This window comes from Streptococcus sp. Marseille-Q6504 (genome assembly GCF_965111625.1).
In genome coordinates this window covers 36275-55289 of record NZ_CBCOON010000003.1, presented here as the reverse complement: position 1 = coordinate 55289, position 19015 = coordinate 36275, and the positions used below count along the sequence as shown (strand labels likewise).

At 40.9% G+C, this 19015-nt stretch carries 20 protein-coding genes; 3 read left to right on the top strand and 17 right to left on the bottom strand.

From position 1 onward, the window contains the following. Positions 1-18 precede the first annotated feature (18 nt). The 10 genes from ACWPUA_RS04265 to ACWPUA_RS04220 all read right to left on the bottom strand — a co-directional run bounded on the left by ACWPUA_RS04265 (position 19) and on the right by ACWPUA_RS04220 (position 8684). Positions 19-873 carry a MetQ/NlpA family ABC transporter substrate-binding protein gene (locus ACWPUA_RS04265; protein ID WP_036755327.1) on the bottom strand — a complete coding sequence of 285 codons (855 nt, stop codon included), beginning with the start codon at positions 871-873 and terminating at the stop codon, positions 19-21. A gap of 185 nt (positions 874-1058) precedes the next feature. Beyond that, on the bottom strand, positions 1059-3401 hold the full coding sequence (locus ACWPUA_RS04260; protein WP_454379381.1) for a hypothetical protein: 2343 nt from the start codon (positions 3399-3401) through the stop codon (positions 1059-1061). Between the two features lie 139 nt (positions 3402-3540). Next, positions 3541-4383, bottom strand: a complete 843-nt coding sequence (locus ACWPUA_RS04255; protein WP_454379379.1) for an amino acid ABC transporter substrate-binding protein — start codon at positions 4381-4383, stop codon at positions 3541-3543. Positions 4384-4485: 102 nt separating this feature from the next. Continuing rightward, positions 4486-4809: an AzlD domain-containing protein gene (locus ACWPUA_RS04250; RefSeq protein WP_454379377.1), complete on the bottom strand. Its 324-nt coding sequence runs from the start codon at positions 4807-4809 to the stop codon at positions 4486-4488. Further along, positions 4799-5494 carry an AzlC family ABC transporter permease gene (locus ACWPUA_RS04245; protein WP_454379375.1) on the bottom strand — a complete coding sequence of 232 codons (696 nt, stop codon included), beginning with the start codon at positions 5492-5494 and terminating at the stop codon, positions 4799-4801. Before ACWPUA_RS04245 ends, ACWPUA_RS04250 begins: the two co-directional genes overlap by 11 nt. A gap of 80 nt (positions 5495-5574) precedes the next feature. Continuing rightward, positions 5575-6183, bottom strand: a complete 609-nt coding sequence (locus tag ACWPUA_RS04240; RefSeq protein WP_454379373.1) for a hypothetical protein — start codon at positions 6181-6183, stop codon at positions 5575-5577. 66 nt (positions 6184-6249) lie between these two features. After that, complete coding sequence (gene tsaD, locus ACWPUA_RS04235) at positions 6250-7260, bottom strand: tRNA (adenosine(37)-N6)-threonylcarbamoyltransferase complex transferase subunit TsaD (RefSeq protein ID WP_454379371.1); 1011 nt, start codon at positions 7258-7260, stop codon at positions 6250-6252. Then, positions 7250-7687 carry a ribosomal protein S18-alanine N-acetyltransferase gene (gene rimI / locus ACWPUA_RS04230; RefSeq protein WP_454379369.1) on the bottom strand — a complete coding sequence of 146 codons (438 nt, stop codon included), beginning with the start codon at positions 7685-7687 and terminating at the stop codon, positions 7250-7252. The genes tsaD and rimI overlap by 11 nt, the downstream gene beginning before the upstream one ends. Beyond that, a complete protein-coding gene (gene tsaB, locus ACWPUA_RS04225; RefSeq protein WP_454379367.1) occupies positions 7684-8367 on the bottom strand; it encodes a tRNA (adenosine(37)-N6)-threonylcarbamoyltransferase complex dimerization subunit type 1 TsaB in 684 nt (227 codons plus the stop codon). Before tsaB ends, rimI begins: the two co-directional genes overlap by 4 nt. A 110-nt stretch (positions 8368-8477) precedes the next feature. Further along, positions 8478-8684, bottom strand: a complete 207-nt coding sequence (locus tag ACWPUA_RS04220; protein ID WP_314944393.1) for a hypothetical protein — start codon at positions 8682-8684, stop codon at positions 8478-8480. Between the two features lie 272 nt (positions 8685-8956). Between ACWPUA_RS04220 and ACWPUA_RS04215 the strand changes: the two genes are divergently transcribed. Together ACWPUA_RS04215 and rnjA are read left to right on the top strand one after the other, a co-directional pair. Further along, positions 8957-9190 carry a DNA-dependent RNA polymerase subunit epsilon gene (locus tag ACWPUA_RS04215; RefSeq protein WP_006149161.1) on the top strand — a complete coding sequence of 78 codons (234 nt, stop codon included), beginning with the start codon at positions 8957-8959 and terminating at the stop codon, positions 9188-9190. Position 9191: 1 nt separating this feature from the next. Continuing rightward, entirely contained in the window at positions 9192-10871 is a 1680-nt protein-coding gene (gene rnjA, locus ACWPUA_RS04210) for a ribonuclease J1 (protein WP_254724644.1), read from the top strand. Positions 10872-10912: 41 nt separating this feature from the next. Here the strand turns inward: rnjA and ACWPUA_RS04205 are convergent, their stop codons facing one another. The 7 genes from ACWPUA_RS04205 to ACWPUA_RS04175 form a co-directional block, all read right to left on the bottom strand. Further along, on the bottom strand, positions 10913-11950 hold the full coding sequence (locus tag ACWPUA_RS04205) for an aldose epimerase family protein (protein WP_454379363.1): 1038 nt from the start codon (positions 11948-11950) through the stop codon (positions 10913-10915). 13 nt (positions 11951-11963) lie between these two features. Further along, positions 11964-13127, bottom strand: coding sequence for an SIS domain-containing protein (locus ACWPUA_RS04200; RefSeq protein WP_454379361.1), 1164 nt, complete (start codon positions 13125-13127; stop codon positions 11964-11966). A 266-nt stretch (positions 13128-13393) separates the two neighbouring features. Further along, positions 13394-13798, bottom strand: a complete 405-nt coding sequence (locus tag ACWPUA_RS04195) for a PTS sugar transporter subunit IIA (RefSeq protein ID WP_000167445.1) — start codon at positions 13796-13798, stop codon at positions 13394-13396. A gap of 3 nt (positions 13799-13801) precedes the next feature. Next, a complete protein-coding gene (locus ACWPUA_RS04190; RefSeq protein ID WP_006152801.1) occupies positions 13802-14623 on the bottom strand; it encodes a PTS system mannose/fructose/sorbose family transporter subunit IID in 822 nt (273 codons plus the stop codon). Then, on the bottom strand, positions 14610-15515 hold the full coding sequence (locus ACWPUA_RS04185) for a PTS mannose/fructose/sorbose/N-acetylgalactosamine transporter subunit IIC (protein ID WP_036755372.1): 906 nt from the start codon (positions 15513-15515) through the stop codon (positions 14610-14612). Before ACWPUA_RS04185 ends, ACWPUA_RS04190 begins: the two co-directional genes overlap by 14 nt. A gap of 26 nt (positions 15516-15541) precedes the next feature. Beyond that, entirely contained in the window at positions 15542-16018 is a 477-nt protein-coding gene (locus tag ACWPUA_RS04180; protein ID WP_006152970.1) for a PTS sugar transporter subunit IIB, read from the bottom strand. Beyond that, positions 16015-17802 (bottom strand): glycoside hydrolase family 35 protein, encoded by a 1788-nt coding sequence (locus ACWPUA_RS04175; protein WP_454379357.1) that lies wholly within the window; start codon positions 17800-17802, stop codon positions 16015-16017. The genes ACWPUA_RS04180 and ACWPUA_RS04175 overlap by 4 nt, the downstream gene beginning before the upstream one ends. Before the next feature lie 322 nt (positions 17803-18124). On the opposite strand from ACWPUA_RS04175, the gene ACWPUA_RS04170 reads away from it, so the two are divergent. Then, positions 18125-18841 carry a GntR family transcriptional regulator gene (locus ACWPUA_RS04170; protein WP_006153065.1) on the top strand — a complete coding sequence of 239 codons (717 nt, stop codon included), beginning with the start codon at positions 18125-18127 and terminating at the stop codon, positions 18839-18841. The last annotated feature ends 174 nt before the right edge of the window (positions 18842-19015 follow it).

The window sequence follows — 19015 nt, the reverse complement described above, 5'->3', positions numbered from 1 at the left end:
CCCACCTCCCTGTGTTTATTACCAAACTGGTTGATCCAAGCCGTCTGAAGTTTCTTCGATGACTTTTTTCACTTCGTCAGTGTGGTAAGCTGCGATAATTTTCTTGATTGCATCAGCTTTAGGTGATGATTCCCAATCTTTTTTCGCAACGATGATGTTATACCATTGTTTTGAGTTTTCGTCAGCTTGCTCTTTAAAGAGTGCTTTCTTGTAGTCCAATTTTGCTTCTGTAACAAAAGTGTTGTTTACAACAGCTGCATCAACTGATGACAATGAACGAGCTGTTTGGCTAGCGTCCAATTCAGTGATTTTCAAGTTCTTTGGATTTTCTGTGATGTTTGCGATTGTCGCAAGTGCAGTTCCTGAAACATCCAATTTAATCAAACCAGCTGATTGAAGAAGGTAAAGGGCACGGCTTTCGTTTGTAGCATCGTTAGGTACTGCGATTTCACCGTTATCTGGGATTTCTTCCACTTTAGTGTACTTGTTTTCACTTCCGTTTAAACCTGAGTAAAGACGGATTGGTGAGATGTAAGTATCCGCAATCGCTACAAGATCTTTACCGTTTTCTTTGTTCCAGTTGTTCAAGAAGTTGTAGTGTTGGAAAGCGTTCAAGTCTACTTCACCATCAGCAGTTGCTTTATTTGGTTGTGAGTAGTCTGTAAACTCTGTGAATTCCAATTTAATTCCGTCTTTTTCAACTAATTCTTGAACTTTGTCCCAGCGTGCTTCTTCTGAACCGCTACGGTTAACAGTCGCAATTTTAACTGTAGTTGTATTGTCCGCTTTCTTGTCTGAATTTCCGCAAGCTGCAAGTGCAAGGCCTGCTACTGTAGCGATCGCTGCTACGCTTAACCATTTTTTGATTTTCATGATTCTTTCTCCTTTAAAAATAATACCGTAATAGTATCTCATACTTTATTTGATTTCGCAAATTGTTATTAGATAGGCAGACATATAGTTTGAAACTATACCTATTAAGCTACCATTTGACCTATCCTCACATCTATCATTCTACAAAAAAGCCATCTAGCTGATTGCTAGATAGCTTTTAAGATTTATTCACCTTGTCTTCTGCGTCGTGTTACGATGCCTGCTAAGCCGAGACTCGCAAGTAAACCGTAAACTCCAAACAGAGTCGTTTGTTCATCTACACCTGAGTTTGTTCCTGTATTTGGTAATACTTTAGTAGAAGCTTTTTCTCCAGGTTTATTAGCTTCTGCACCTTGAGGTTTATCAGCAAGTTTACGAAGATCAAATTCTGGAAGTGGGTCTTGAATTGGTGCATTTTTTGGTAGCCCAATAATCATTCCGTCTTTTTCTGCCACTTTCAGCATATTCTCTGCTTCAAGTACATCTAATAAAGCTTGTAGCTTCGCTTTAGCTTCTGCCAAGGCTGTTTGAGCCAATTTCAACTCAGCTTCTGCTTGATCACTAACTTTCTGTGCATTTGCTTTATCAGTTTCTGCTTGCTTCAAAGTTGTTTCCAAGGCTGATGCTTGACCTTTCAAGGTCATTGCTTTATCGCGTTTTTCTTCTGCATTTTTAATAGCTGTAGCCAATTCTGCTACCTTGGCTTGCAAGGCTTTTAGATTTTGACTTGCTTTAGTTGCTTCTTGTGATTTCGTAGCAACTAAGTCAGCTTTTGCTTTCGCATCTGCAGTCAAGGTTGCCAAATCAGATTTCGCTTGTTCCAAGTCTTTTTTAACTTGTTCACGTGAACTTGATAAATTATTGGCTTGTTTATTTAATTTATCCAAAGCTACTAACAAGTCAGCTTTTTTAGTTTCAGCAGCTACTTTTTTCGCATCTTTGTCAGCTTTTTCTGCTTTCAATGATGCAAGTTCAGCCTTAAGGTCAGCAGATTTGTCAATAACTGTTTTTTCAACGTATACAAAGTGATGCTCAGGCAAGAACTTCATGCGTTTACCATAGAAAGTCGGATGCAATTTATCATCGTCCTTAAAGGCATAGAAATTAGACGTGTATTCCTTCACTGTTTCAGGTGAATAGGCATTACTTGTATATGTATAATAAATGTTATTAGGATTTTTTCCTTCAATCGTTCCTTGGGCAACTCCTACTTTCCCTCCAACCGGTGTAAGAAGGGCTCTGCGGTGTCCGTAGTCGATTCCTTTTATATTATTAAAGTCTGCATACCAAGCTAAAAGGATTTTATAAGCATACTGTTTATAACTCATAATCTTATCGTAATTATAAATCGTTTGACCATTTTTAACTTCCACAAAGTTTGGTCCACCATCTGTTCCAGGAATTGCATAATCCATTCCGATATTTTCTACACGAACATCTTCTCCATCTGGGTGTGATAACTTGGTATCATGGCTTAGGATACCAGTAGTAGCCATTTCATTTGAACGTTCTTCTGCATGTTTGATGTAGGCTTCGTCTAGAGCTAAATCTTGTGTAACACCATTAGCGCGACGGAGTTCATTTGCTACCTCAATGAAAGCTTCTGTCAATTTGCGATTATCCACAACAAACTTAAAGACTGGTCTTGTTTTATATTTGGATGGATTTGCATTGTAATCAGCCATAGCCTTAGTGAAGCGTTTCATTTCTTCAGTCGCTTCCACTTCAACTTCACGAACACCTTGGAAGTCAACATTCTCCATCAAAGGATTACCTGAGGCGTCTTTAGGGCGATGTTGCTTGTTATAGTCATAACCATCCTCAGATGCTGGAGCTTTATGACCTTGTTCTTCTGGATTCAAGACTTTTTTCAAAACTGTTGGTTTGTAATTGTCAAGTTCCTTTTGTTTATCTGCTATCTTATTCGCTACTTCACTTGCTGCTTTAGTTTGTTCTTGAATAGACTGATCTGCCTTTTTAATATCGTTTTCTGTATTAGAGATTTGATTTTTAAGACTTTCATCAGTCATGCCATCGAGTTCAGCTTGTTTCGCCTTTACCTCTGCTGCTTTAGCATCACGCTTTTCATTGGCAGATTGGCTAGCTTCTTTAGCTGCAGTTTCTGCAGATTTAGCTGCAGTTGCTGTAGATTCTGCGTTTGCCAAAGCTTTGTCAGCTTCTGTTTTTTCAGCGCTCTTCTCAGATGCTACTTTTGATTCTTCTTCGATGATAGCATCAGCATTTTTAGCGATATTGATAGCTTCTTTTGTCTCAGCAACCTTTTTATCAGCCTTGGCTAAGTCCTTTTTTGCCTCCGCTTCTTTTGAAGCTTTTTCATCTACAGACGCTTGAGCTTTCTTAACTTCCTTTTGCGCATCTGTAATCTGTTTTTCAGATGATGATGGTGTAACAGCTTTTTCCTTAGCATCTACAGGCTTTTCATTAGCTTGAACTTCCTGATTTATCGCACTTGCTGCTAACAAAGCAGTCGCTAATGTAAATGAGGATAGAAATTTTTTGTATTTCATGACAATCTCCTTTAAAGGTATTATATACTATTATAATCTATTTAAAGGGCCTCTGTCAAAGAATATGAGGCAATCCAGTCGTTTTTTTGAATGTGCTTACATAAAAAATACCCCTGTCACTAACAGAGGTAATTTTTAACTATTTAATGTCAGCTTCTGCTGGGAGGTAAGAACCACCAAAGAACTGTTGAGATAGTTTTTCAAGCGTTCCATCTTTATAAAGTTCTTGGATGCGTTTGTCCACAAAAGCCTTCAACTCATCTTGACCTTTGGCAAGAAGTGGATAAACATAAGGTTGTTGGTCACTTGGGAGTTCGATGACTTTCAAATTATCCAAACCTTGGTTTTTGATAACTGTCTCTACACCGATCTTGTCAAAAATCTTATAGTCAAATTGTCCATCGCTCAAACGAGACATGATTTGTTGGAAATCTGCCTTAGTATAATTAAGGATAGTTGGATTGTCCGCATGTTCTGTGTTGTATGCTTCCAATTGTTTAGCTGAGGTTGTTCCTTGAACGACTTCAGTAGATTTTCCACCGATATCGTCAAGAGACTTGATGCTAGTGTCGTCCTTCTTCACAACAAGAACGTTAGGATTTTTAGCAGTTGGCGCTGCGTAGAGGTATTTCTCTGCACGTTCTTTGGTATAACTGAGGTTGTTAACGGCCATTTGGTAACGATCGCTATCAAGTCCTGGGAAAATCCCTGACCACTCTGTCTTTTCAAACTTGACAGTATACTTGTCTGAGTCTTTAAAGATAGCACGAACAAGCTCAATCTCGTAACCTGTCAATTCACCATTTTCTTCATAGATAAATGGTTTTGGTGATCCATTAGTTGCTACAACGATTTCTTTCTTAGCAGTTGTTGCATCACCTGATGCCGCATCTTTCTTCTCACCGCCTGAGCAAGCTACCAATACACCTGCGGCTACAAGCCCTAGGGCAGCAAGAGATGAATATTTGACGATTTTTTTCATGATATTTCCTCCAAAATAAGATACAGTCTTATCTTAACAGAAAAAAAGCAATTGCGCCATTATATGATTTCTATATTTGCCATAGGTTTTCTTTATGGCTGATTAAAAAACCAAGCGTAGGACTGCTATCAAGACCACTCCAAAGAGAACCGTCCCCACCAGATTGCGGTAACGAAAGGCGACAAAGGCTGTCGGAAAGACTGCTAGAAAGTCTAACCACTTTATCTGTGGGAAACTTCCAACTTTTCCTGTCACTACACTTGAAAGAATCAAGGCGAAGATAATAGATACAGGTAAAAATTTCAAAAAACGCTCTACGATTACTGGTAATCCTTTGTACTTAGCAAGGATGAAAGGAATCATTCTCGGAATCCAGGTCACCAAGCCAGATAAGATAATTGCCATTAAAATATACTTACTTACCATCCAAAATCACCCCCATAGTACAACCTAGCAAGGTCGCAAACAGTACAGCTAGTGACTGGGACACCACTGTCAAGAGTATAAAGAAGGAAAGGGCAACAACTCCTAAAATGATGAAGAGGTTGTGCAAGGGAATCCGTTTTTGCATAATTTGAAACTGGGAAGTAAAAATCCCGATAAACATCCCCACTAGGGCAAAATCTAGACCAATAACTTCCGGATTTGGCAAAAGTCCACCTAGAGCAGTCCCAACAACAGTCCCGACAAACCAAGATAGATAGCTGTTGAGATTGTTTCCATGCATCCACATAGGATTAACCTTGTCCCTATGAACCAGCTCGCCCATCAAAACCCCGTAGGTCTCATCGGTCAAAAGACTGGACATGCCGATATTGTGCCAAAGACTGGTGTGACGAAAGTAGGTCGACGCATGTAAACTCAACAAAAAGAGACGCAGATTGATCAAAAAAACTGTCATGGCAATGGCTGCCACAGGAGCTTGAACTGCAATCAAAGCTATCATGGCAAACTGAGCACTGCCCGCATAAACAAAGAGACTCATCAAGCCCATTTCCACAGGTGTTACGTAGGGCGCACCGATAATCCCACAAGCAAGGCCGATACTGACATAGCCTAAAGCCGTTGGTACTGCTGCCTGGACTCCTTCCAAAAATCCTTTTTCTTTCATAAACTTCCTCATTATTACAGATATATCATTCTACTGCCACCAAGCTGGCAAACAAGATTGCAGGCAATCAATCGCTAGAGCTAATCGAGTCGAGATTGATCAATTCGAATATTATATTGGTTAATCTCAGGATTGTCATCATCCTCATATTCTGTAGGATAGACATCAATCCAGAGCTCTCTCTTTTGCCCTTTCAGTTTGACCTTAAAGCGATAACCAACAATATCATCCCCTGTCAAGGCATCAACTTTCAAAGACTGAAAATTGGGTAGAGCTTCGATTTCTGCTTTCATATCTTTGGTCATTTGATAAAAGATTTCTTTCTGTTGAGCTTTGGAAGCCACAGGGAAATAAACCGACGCCCCTTGTAAACGATGCGATTCTGAAAAAGTAAAAGTCACACGACCACTATAACCTTTCCATTTAAAATTTTCATAGTCGTAGAAAAGGCGCCCAGTTTTATAGAGATAGGGATCTTTTGCATGCCAAGTATCATGATAACCAGTTTCTGTTTCTTCTACTATTTCATTAGGTTTTCCAAACACTTTTTCAAAGGATTCGAGGGGCATGTTAAATGAAATAGATTCAAACATGACCAATTGCGTCTTTTGAAACAGCTGAAAAACCAGCAGAGACAGCAACAATACCACTAGGGCAAGTGCTACACTAATTATTTTTTTAAATCTCATATGTCTACTATACTAAAAAACTCGCGCATTTGTCCAAGATAAAAGAGTTAACGCTGAGCTAACTCTTTATTCCATAGTATCAAAAGCGAGGCTGGGTTTGGCATTTAGCTCCAAGCCTGCAAAGTTCTCTTTGTTCCACTCGCTGACGCTAGCATAGGCAATCATTCCTGCATTGTCTCCGCAAAGACGTAGAGGTGGAATGATAACCTTGACATCAGTGATTTCGTCTGCCAATCGTTCTCTGAGACCTTTATTGGCAGCCACGCCACCTGCCACAACTAGGGTTTTAACAGGGTATTTCTCCAAGGCCTTCTTGGTTTTTGCCATGAGAATATCCATAACTGCTGCTTGGAAGGATGCAGATAGGTCTTCCTTGGACAAGCTTTCTCCCTTTTGCTCGGCATTGTGGTGGAGATTGATAAAGGCAGACTTCAAACCTGAGAATGAAAACTCCAGATTGTCTTCCTTGATCATGGCACGAGGGAAATCATACACATCCTGACCTTTATGAGCTAACTCATCAATCTCACGACCTGCTGGATAGGTCAAGCCCATGACACGACCGACCTTATCATAGGCCTCACCAACTGCATCATCTCGTGTTTCGCCAACAATCTTGTAATCACCAGCCTCAGACACATAGACCAACTCTGTGTGTCCACCACTGACTAAAAGGGCTAACAAGGGGAATTCCAAAGGCTCCACACTTTGAGCCGCCATGAGATGACCAGCCATATGATTCACAGGAATCAGGGGAAGGCCATGTGCCCAAGCAAAGGCCTTGGCTGCTGACAAACCAACAAGCAAGGCTCCTACCAAGCCTGGTCCGTAGGTAACCGCCACAGCTGTCACATCGTTTTCAGTAATTCCTGCTTCTGATAGCGCCTCCTCGATACAGGCTGTAATGACTTCAACATGGTGGCGGCTAGCCACTTCTGGCACTACGCCACCAAAACGTTTATGACTCTCAATTTGACTAGCAATGACATTGGACAAGAGCTCGTCGTTGTTTTTCAGGACGGCGACACTGGTCTCATCACAGGATGTCTCAAATGCTAAAATATATCTATCCTTCATCTATTTCTCTCTTCATGATAATAGCGTCCTCGACTGGATCATGGTAATAGGCCTTTCTCTCAGCGATGACAGCCATTTTTTCTTTCTTGTAAAATGCTTGCGCTCTTTGATTTGACTTTCTGACTTCGAGGAAAATCTCCTTGTCTATCGGCAATGTTGCAAACAAGGCTGAGGCTATCCCCTGACCTTGATAGGCTTTTTTGACAGCAATTTGCAGGACTTCTGCTTCAAAAAGATTCTCCTGAATTGCTAGAAAACCTATCACTTCTTCCCCATCATAAGCCAGAGCATACCAAGTCTGGTCTTGAGACTGGTCTGCTTGGATTTGTTCCAACGTCCAAGGACTAACTGGATAAACATCTGTCATGACTGTATAGATAGCTTGAGCCAAGTCAGGCTGCTGTTGGATTCGTTTAATCTCTATCATAGGCGTTTAATGTAGGACTCGCCAGACTCGGCGTGGTTCTTGAGCCAATTTTCCTCAGCTTCGACACGTTTGAGGTAATTCGGCACAAAATCGTGCAAGGAGTCTGCTTCCTTGTCCCATGCCCAAAGAGCAAGATTCGCTGCGTTTGGTAAGGTTTCTTGATAGTTGGCCTGTGGTAATTGTTCTTGGATCTGCTCCACAAAGGGACCCACTTCTCCAACAAAGGTCACCTGTTCAGCATCCTTGACTTGCTCAAGGACTTCCTCGAAAGACAGGTGAGCTTCGGGAAAGACAGGTTGAGCATGTTCATAAAATCCTGCGTATACATTGTTACGGCGTGCATCCATCAAAGGAACAACCAGACCTTCCTCTTGATTCGGTAGCAGAGCTAAAAGGCTCGACATACCTACCAACTCAATGTTTAAGGTATGAGCCAAGGTCTTGGCAGTTGCTACTGCGATTCGCAAACCTGTATAGCTACCCGGCCCCTCTGCTACGACGATTCGATCCAAATCCTTTGGCGTCAAATCCAAACTCGCCATCAAAAAATCAATAGCAGGCATGAGGCTAATACTGTGATTTTTCTTGATATTAATCGTGGTCTCAGCAAGAAGCTGCTTGTCCTCTAAAATAGCTAGAGAAAGAGCCTTGCTGGACGTATCAAAAGCTAATACTTTCATAACACATTCCTATCTTTTTGTCTGTTTACTATTATACTACAAAAGCTGACACATGGGAATTTTCTTTGTTTCCAAACAAGAATGCCCTGCCAAATAGACAGGACAAGCACTCAAGAATTCAAACCAAAGTAAAATACGAACCAGACCACATAGGTCACTAGGAGAAGGAAAAACGAATACAGAGTCACGAAGCTAATCTTCCAAATGAGCTTGGCTTTCCGATACTCTAGCCGAGTATACAAAACATTTCCTCCGTAAACACAGGCAACAAATCCCGCAAAGGCCAGAAGACGAATGATAATAGCTAGTTGAAACATGTCCTGCCCTCCTTCATAAGGAAAAACCTCTTTTCTAACTTTATTATAGCACTTGATTCCAAAGTCTTCAAATACTTGTATCAGGCAAAATGAAACACATTTCAGGCTCCTTACTTTCATGTTTCCTGCTTTTACTAATTCCCCTTTTTATGTTATAATTGAGATAATTGTAACGAATCAAGGTCAATACAGGCAGAAAATGAAATAGAAACAAACAGCTTCAAGCTGGTAATTTTTTGAATACAGCTGACCTGAAAACAGAAAGGAAACACATGATTTACAAAGTTTTTTATCAAGAAACAAAAGACCGTAGCCCACGTCGTGAAACAACACGCTCACTTTACTTAGACATTGATGCCAGCTCAGAACTTGAGGGACGTATCATTGCCCGTGAACTTGTTGAAAAAAACCGTCCAGAATTCAACGTTGAGTATATCGAGCTCTTATCAGACAAATTGCTAGACTACGAAAAAGAAACTGGCGCATTCGAAATTACGGAGTTCTAATATGGCCTATACTCTTAAACCAGAAGAAGTGGGCGTTTTTGCCATTGGTGGTCTAGGAGAAATCGGTAAAAATACATACGGAATCGAATACCAAGACGAAATCATCATTGTTGATGCAGGGATTAAATTCCCCGAGGATGACTTGCTTGGTATCGACTACGTTATCCCTGATTACTCTTACATTGTCGAAAATATCGACCGCGTCAAGGCTCTCTTGATTACCCACGGACACGAGGACCATATTGGTGGGATTCCTTTCTTGCTCAAGCAAGCAAATATCCCTATCTATGCAGGTCCACTAGCCCTCGCTTTGATCCGTGGAAAACTCGAAGAGCATGGCCTTTTGCGCAATGCTACACTTCACGAAATCAACCACAACACTGAGTTGACCTTTAAAAATCTTAAAGCAACTTTCTTTAGAACAACTCACTCGATCCCAGAACCTTTGGGAATTGTTATCCACACACCTCAAGGAAAAATCGTCTGTACCGGTGACTTCAAGTTTGACTTTACACCAGTTGGTGAACCTGCAGACTTGCACCGTATGGCAGCCCTAGGTGAAGACGGAGTGCTTTGCTTACTCTCAGACTCGACAAATGCTGAAGTACCAACCTTTACAAACTCTGAAAAGGTCGTTGGTCAGTCTATTATGAAGATTATCCAAGGTATCGAGGGGCGCATCATCTTTGCATCCTTTGCCTCAAATATCTTCCGTCTCCAACAAGCAACTGATGCCGCTGTCAAAACAGGGCGTAAGATTGCTGTCTTTGGACGCTCTATGGAAAAGGCCATTGTCAACGGAATCGAACTTGGCTACATCAAAGCGCCAAAAGGAACCTTCATCGAAGCAAATGAAATCAAAGATTACCCTGCAGGTGAAATTCTTATCCTCTGTACAGGTAGCCAGGGTGAACCTATGGCGGCTCTCTCTCGTATCGCTAACGGAACCCACCGTCAAGTGCAACTCCAACCTGGCGATACGGTTATCTTCTCATCTAGTCCAATCCCTGGAAACACCACTAGCGTTAACAAGCTGATTAACATCATTTCTGAAGCTGGTGTTGAAGTCATCCATGGTAAGATTAACAACATCCATACATCTGGACATGGTGGTCAGCAAGAACAGAAACTCATGCTCCGCCTCATCAAACCAAAATACTTCATGCCTGTTCACGGTGAATATCGCATGCAAAAAGTCCACGCTGGACTTGCCGTAGATACTGGAGTTGAGAAGGACAATATCTTTATCATGAGCAATGGTGATGTCCTTGCCCTTACTGCAAACTCTGCTCGTATCGCTGGTCATTTCAATGCTCAAGATATCTACGTCGATGGAAATCGGATCGGCGAAATCGGTGCGGCAGTCCTAAAAGACCGCCGAGACCTATCCGAAGACGGTGTCGTACTTGCTGTCGCAACGGTAGACTTTGAGTCTCAGATGATTATTTCTGGACCAGATATCCTTAGTCGTGGTTTCGTCTACATGCGCGAATCTGGCGACTTGATCCGTCAAAGTCAGCGCATCCTTTTCAATGCTATTCGTATCGCTTTGAAAAACAAGGATGCCAGCGTCCAGTCTGTCAATGGTGCTATCGTAAACGCCATTCGACCATTCCTTTACGAAAACACTGAACGTGAACCAATCATCATTCCGATGATTCTCACACCAGATGAAGAATAATAAAAAATTCTCTGAAATCCTATGACTTCAGAGAATTTTTATTATTTAACGACAATTTCGTAACGAGTTTTGCTAGTGAAAGTCTCTCCTGCTTTTAGAATGACTTGATCTTTCAGGTCACTGTGAATAGCATCTGGTAAAGCCTGCGCTTCAAGAGCAATTCCATTGTGCTGAATCATCGGCTGACCAGCGATAATGACACTCTCATCCACAAAGTTTGCGGTGTAAACTACAAAGCAAGGAGCTTCTGTCTTGAAGAGAAGGAAGCGACCTGAACCTTGGTCATAGAGGAAACCAGCATTGTCATGTCCTGCAGGCAGAGCAAATGGGTGGTCCAAACCAGATACGAGTTGGATTTGCTCATCTTCTTCTGCAAAGATATCCTTCAACAAGGCGCCATTGTAGATATGTTTGACCACATCACGATCAGCATCTGGAGCTTTAGCTGGGACACCGTCAGGAGCGATTGGATAAATACCTTCTGTATTCAGTTGGAATACATGGCGGTCAACAGTCTGAGTGAAATCACCTGATAAGTTAAAGTAGCTATGGTTGGTCGGATTGACCAAAGTATCTTTGTCTGTCGTCACCTTGTAGCTAACTTCGTAAGCACCAGTTTCTTCCAAGTGGTAGCTAATCCAAATTTTAAGGTTCCCAGGGAAACCTCCTGTACCGTCTGTTCTTTCTGTGTAAAGAGTCAAACCATGGTCGCTCACCTCGACTAGCTCAAACAAACTAGAATCCCAACCTGTTGAACCACTGTGGTTACAGTTGCTTGCGTTATTGACTTCGAGTTCATAGGTTTTCCCATTCAATTCGAATGTCGCACCTGCGATACGACCTGCAACTGGACCTACACTCGCTCCATGTTTAGGACTGTTACCTACATAGCTATCAAAATCATCAAAGCCTAGGATAACATTGGCAAAATTACCAGCCTTATCAGGAGTTACATAGCGTAGAATCGTTGCACCATAGGTCATGATTTCTAGTTGGTAGCCTGCTTCCGTTTCAAAGCGATAAGCGACAACATCCTTGCCATCAACTTTCCCAAATACACGTTCTGTGTATGTTTTCATCCTTTTCTCCTTATTATTTGAATTCGTGGATAATAACACCTTGAACGACGCGGTTTACTGTACCTGTAGGTGATGGTGTATCAGGTCTGTTTCCAACCTTAAGCGAAGTCAAGAGAGCAAATAGTTGACCATAAACAATATAAGGGAATACACGGTAAACGTCATTCAAGACACCGCCACAGCCAAGTACTACTTCCTTAACGTTTTCAAGACCAAAGGCTTGATCACTCAAGAGAACAACGCGACGAGCGATTCGGTCCCCTGCAACTTCACGAACCAAGTCTAAGTCATACTTACGAGTATAGTCTGTTGTAGTACCAAAGACTAAAACTACAGTATCTTCATTGATAAGAGATTTTGGACCGTGACGGAAGCCGACTGGACTTTCATACATTGTCGCAACCTGACCAGCAGTCAATTCCAAAATTTTCAGTTGTGCTTCATGAGCAAGTCCGAAGAATGGACCTGCACCTAAGTAAATCACTCGGTTAAAGTCTAGGTCAACCAACTCTTTCACATCTGCCACATTGTCAAGGACTTTGCGAGCAAGACTAGAAAGCACTTCAAAACGTTCAGCTTTAACAGCAAATTCAGTTGGATCAAAGACCAAAAGGGCTGTCAACATCATTGAAGTATAGCTTGATGTCATAGCAAATCCAGCATCATTAGAAGCTGCCGGCTGCAAAAGTAAGAGGTTGCGATCATCACCGTGAGCTTGAAGTGCTAATTTCCCTTCAGCCGCACAAGTGATTGTCACTTGATAAAGCTCGTCAACTAAAGCCTTAGCCAAGTCAACGGTTGCTACACTCTCAGGTGAGTTTCCACTACGTGCAAATGATACCAAAACAGTTACCACGTCTTTTTTCAAATAGGTTTGTGGGTTTGCAACGATATCTGTTGTAGCAATAGCATTGAAATTCCATTTACGTTCGTCATAGACTTCCTTGAAGTATGGAACTAAGGTGTCGCCTACATAAGCTGAAGTCCCAGCACCAGTCAGGATAACCTTGATGTAGTCATGTTTATCTGCAATTCCTTGCAAAAAGGCTGCAATTTCATCACGGCGTGCTTGGTAAGATTCAAAAGCTTCCTTCCAAACATCTGGTTGTTGGTAAATTTCGCGTGTGGTGATCTCTGCTCCCAACTCAAGCAAATCTTCTTTTGTATAATCTAGCATTGAAAACCTCTAATCTAATATTGTTTCATGATTGAAAACATGGGAATGGGAGTCGCTCCCATTCCCATGTATATTTTCTATAAGATGATTTAACGTTTTAACGCAATCACATCTTATACTCAATGAAAATCAAAGAGCAAACTAGGAAGCTAGCCGAAGGTTGCTCAAAGCACTGCTTTGAGGTTGCCGGATAAGACTGACGAAGTCAGTAACATATATACGGCAAGGCGAAGCTGACGTGGTTTGAATTTGATTTTTGAAGAGTATTATTCATCTTCATCGTCGTCGAAGCTTGCCAATAAATCATTAACTTTCACAATGCTTTCTGAAGCACGACTCTTATAGTCCGCATCCATTCCAGTTAGGCTTGCATTGATAAACTCAATGACCATTGGAAGGTTCATTCCTGCATAAAGTTCAATATCACGACCTTCCATAATCAAACGGCTCACCACGTTACATGGAGTTCCGCCAAGAAGATCCGCAAAGACTAGGAAATCATCCAATCCTTCAACAGCAGCTTCAAACTTAGCAGTAAATTCTTCTGGTCCATCTTCTGGAAGAAGAGCGACCGCATGAATGTTATCTTGTGGTCCCATAATCATCTCTGTGCTACCTTTAAGTTCTTCACAGAAACGACCGTGGCTCACTAAAATTAATGATTTCGTCATAAATTATGCGCCCATTCCAAGTGCAAATTTACCAAAGGCAGAAAGAGCCAAGGCAAGCACGATAATGATACCGATAGCTTTTGTAGAGTTCATACCCTTCTTACCAAGCAACCAGAAGATGAAGGCAGTGAAGATTGCTGGAAGCAAACGTGGGAAGATTGAGTTCAAGATATCTTGGAAGTCAATCATCTTTTCACCGATTGGCAATTTGTATGAAATTTCAAAGTTGATCATTGTTGCTACAAGAGCACCCATCATGAACACACCAAGTACAGATGCAGCTTCAATCAAAGCTGTCAAAGTACTTTGCATGTTGTTGATAAGGTTAACCCCTTCTTTGTAGGCAAATTCCAACTGTTTCCAACGGAAGATGTCATACGCTACTGCAACTGCAATCCAAAGGAAGATACCCCAAGGTTGACCAGCGATAGCCATTGTTGCAGCGATAGATCCCATGATAGCAGGTACAAGTGAACCAAAGATAGTATCTCCAAGAGGAGCGAATGGTCCCATCAAACCTGTCTTGATACCGTTAACCGCATCTTTAGAGACAACGCCATCTTTTTCTTCCATGGCAAGGTCAAAACCAACGATGATTGTGTGGAAGAATGGTGAAGTGTTGAAGAATTGAGTATGAACTTTCATCATTTCTTTCAACTCAGGAGTTCCATCTCCATACATTTTACGCAATTGTGGCAAGATCATGTATAGGTAACCTGATGCTTGCATACGTTCGTAGTTCCATCCCAATTGGAAAGTGAACAAGCTACGTTTGTTAATTTGATTAAAATCTTCTTTTGTTAATTTGTAATTAGAATTCGTCATCTTCAATTTCCCCACTTTCTGATGGTGTAGAAGGTGCTGCTACAGCAACTTTTTGGCTGTTCTTGAAGTGAACAACTGCAAGGAAGATACCCACGATAGAGATACCGATCATAGACAATCCTTTGAAGTTGTTAACAAAGCCAATTTTTTCAGCAACTTCAGCAGGAAGAGTGCCAATGATTCCAGCAACTGCTCCACCAAGACTTGTTACGTTTGAGTAAAGTACAGTCAACATAGCTGTCAAACCGAATCCCATAGCAAGGTAGTGAAGGTTACGTTTAACTGGAAGGTAACGAAGCAAGATAGCGAATCCAAGACCTGGAAGCATACGACCTGCAAGAGTCAAACCGTCTGCAACCCATTGGTATTCTTTAACAAGGTTTACAACACCTTGTACGAATTCTCCACCGAAAGCAAGGGCGAAGAATACTGGAAGGGCACGAGATAGAGCCCAAGGAAGCGCACCAAGAAGATAGTTACGTTCGATTCCTTTATAGTCAAAGCGTTCGATCGCAGCATCAATACGGTGTGCGAAGAATGTAGTAGTCATACGACCAAGTACGTCGAAGTATGTCAAAAGTGCTGCTACTGGTACAGCGATTGTTGTGATCGCAAGATCTGTTTCGATACCTTGTGAAACTGAGAAAGCTGTCGCAAGAACCGCACCAGAAGTTGCGTCGATACGAGAAGCACCACCGAAGGTACCTACCCCAAGGACAAACAACTGCAAGCTACCACCGATAAACAAACCAGTAGTCAAATCTCCCATGACTAAACCAGTAATGAAACCAGCGAATACAGGGGAACCTGCAGAAGAAACGATCGTCAACTCATCACAGATTTGATAAGCTGAGTACAAAGTGAGAAGTAAAATTTGCCACCATTGTATCATAACAATGACCTCCTAAAAATTTTTTCCTATTTTAATAAGCTCAAAAAGTCTGAAACTGGATCATTTGGAACCATTTGAGCAGTAAGTTTAACACCTTTTTCCGCTAATTTACGGAAGTCTTCCACGTCTTTATCTACAACGTTGATAGAACGTGTGATCGCACGTGTTTCTGGTGTTTGAGACATGTTGCCGACATTGACAGTTTCAAGTGGCACACCTGCTTCTACCAAACCGAGGAAACGGTCAGGTTTGCGTGCTACAATCAAAAGACGTTGGCTATCGTATTTACCAGCAAGGATATTCGCTGCTGCTTTATCAACTGGCAAAATACTAAGTTTTACACCTGGTGGTGTTGCGAGTTTCAAGCCGCTTTTTTCAACGTCGTTGTTCACAACATCATTGTCAACGACCATGATACGTGAAACATTAAGTTTAGCAGACCAAAGGTTTGCTACTTGTCCGTGAATTAAGCGCCCATCGATACGGCATCCTACAATTGTCATAAGTTTTCCCCCTTTATAAGTTTTAGTGTAGGTTTACAAGTTAAATGTATGTGTTCCTTATACTCCCCTTCTGTTTCAAAGATAATGATGCGGTTGGCACCTTCTTTGAGATAGCTATGTGGAATATAAAGAGATAAGGTTGGACCGACATTCCAGAAACGACCTAGATGATGTCCGTTGATATAAGCAATCCCTTTACCAAACTCAGATAAGTCTATGTAGGTATCCTTTGGCGCCTCAACTTCAAAGTCATAAGCGTAAAAGGCAGGTTGCCCTTCTGTCCATCCCTTAGAGAAATCAATATTCTCTGGGTTATCAAGAGGAAGTGGATATTGCTTCCAGTTGAGCAAGAAATGCAAATCTTTACAAACACCTGTGCGAATTCCTTTTCGCTGTGTATCTGCTAAGAATTTGTGTCCATAGTTGACACGCCCCATATTTTCAATAAGGATGTCAAATCTAGAGAGCGCTTTCTTTTTGCCTTGATAAAAGATATCTTCACCGATTTCTGTTTGGTACTGTGTTGCCACTCGTTTGCCATCGATAAAGAGTTGAGCTCTATCACGTCCGTCAATAATTCGAATGCGTTCTTCATCTGCATCCCAACTTGCTTCCGTACGATAGAGTAGGTAGCCGTAACCTTGTCCTAGCTCTTCCATTTTCTTAGGATAGAGACTTTCGATAGGACTTGTCAGGCTATCCAAGGTTTCAAACAAGGAAACTTTCTCGACCAGTGGAATGTTTTCTACTTCCATACTCTCTTTGTAAAGCGGTTCAGATTGCGGATACTCAGGATAGTAAGTCGCCATCATTTCTTTCACTGCGAAATATTTAGCAGTTGGATTTCCAGCTTCATCAAGAAGAGCGTCATAATCATAAGATGTTACTTGTGGTAAATCAATGGTTCCTCGAGCTGAACAACCATTCATAAAACCAAAGTTAGTTCCACCGTGGAACATGTAAAGGTTAATAGAGCCTTGCTCTAAAACCTCGTGGACAGCTTCTGCTAATTCCTCAGGTTCACGCTTGATGATTGGTTCTTTCCATCGATTGAACCAGCCATCCCAGAATTCCATACACATGAGTGGCCATTTCTTGCCGTGCTCATCAAAGAATTCTTGCATCTGTGAGAAATTGTAAGCAGCCTTGGAACCAAAGTTCCCTGTCACAAAGAGATCATCCTCAATTAAGGTTCCAGCCTTAAGAGTTGCTCTCCATGGTCCATCTGATGTGAAAAGCGGACAAGTAACTGCTCGTTCTTCCATCAAACGTCGAATTTCCCTCAAGTAGGTCTTGTCCTCGCCATAGGATCCGTACTCATTTTCGACTTGCATCATGAGAATGTTCCCACCGTTTTCCAATAATCTCGGAACTAGACGTGGAAGCAACTGATCATAGTAGCGACCAACCATGTCAATGAAAGCTGGGTCAGATGACCGTATTCTCATATCCTTGGTCAAGAGCCATGCTGGTAAACCACCGAATTCCCATTCTGCACAGATAAATGGAGAAGGACGTACAATTGCATATAAGCCCAAATCTTGTGCAGTTTGAAGAAATCTCTCTAAATCAAGATTGCCTTCAAAGTTAAAGTTACCTTCAGCAGGTTCATGCATGTTCCAAGCAACATAAGTCTCAACCGTATTGAAACCTAGTGCCTTGAGGTTATACAATGAATGATGCCAATCTTCCGCAGGAACTCTAAAATAGTGAATGGCGCCAGACAAAATCTTGAATGGTTTCTCATCCAGATAGAAATCATCTTTAATTTCAAATCTTGCCATTCTTCCTCCCCTAAAAGCGAAAAGTTTGCGCTTTCATGTATTGTTATATCAACTATAAACTAATCGGGGATTAATGTCAATACTTTTTGAAATTTTCTTTAAAATTTTTCTATTTTTTTACTGAATCTTTTCTAAAACTCTTCTCAAATCCTATAAAATCAACATTCTGAAAAATTAAGGAAATTAAGGATGAAAACACGAATTATTTATATCTATTCTAAATTCTTATTCTGATATTTTAATTTTTTTCTATGCTTTTCTACTATTTTTTTCTATTTTATGTTAAAATGATAAGTGGAGAAGGAAAAAACGAGGTGAAAATATGGCAATTCCAAAGTATCAATACATTAAAGATGAATTGAAAAATAAGATCATTTCTGGTCAATTCGCTAGTGGAGATAAGTTCTACACTGAAGCAGAATTGATTTCCATGTATGATGTTAGTTCAATCACAGTAGTTCGTGCCTTGAACGACCTTGCCAAAGATGGATATATTGTCCGCCAACAAGGGAAGGGAACTTTCGTAGCTCGTGCACGTAAACACAAACTCGTTGAATTTTCTGATGTGGAAATCTTCGAAACCAAAGATGATAAAGTAACTGTTCTTTCTATCGAACGTGGGAACGATCTTAAATATTTAGAAAAACTTGGCCTACGCGGCGATCAATTCTATTATAAGATTGAACGTGTTCGTGAAACAAATGGTGTTACCTATATCTATCACAATTCATACATTCCTGAACAATACATCAATGCCAACTATCCAAATCTTGAATACTATAGTTCTATCTATACTCGTTTCAAATTGGACTACCACATTCACATGAATGACGAGCATTTTGAAGAAATTAACGAAATTGTATTTCCGACTCCAAAACATGCCGCTTCTATTTTAGGAATCGACACTAAATTCCCAACTGTTTTCCAAACTAAGACAACTCAGCTTGAAGCAACTGGTCAAGTTTTGGAATACATCGAAACTTATAAACGTTCTGATTTCTACAAAATTAAATTCATTTCTTGTGACCGTGGTCACTAATTTATAAAAATCCTGAGGCAACTGTCTCAGGGTTTTTATATACCCATTATAGCATCAGCTCCCTTCCCTGGAAATAGCATTTCAAGCAATTCTATAATTAGTAACCTTTTTACTAAAAAATAGTCAAAATTAGAAAAATACATCTTAATTTATAAATTATTCTATTTTTTATAG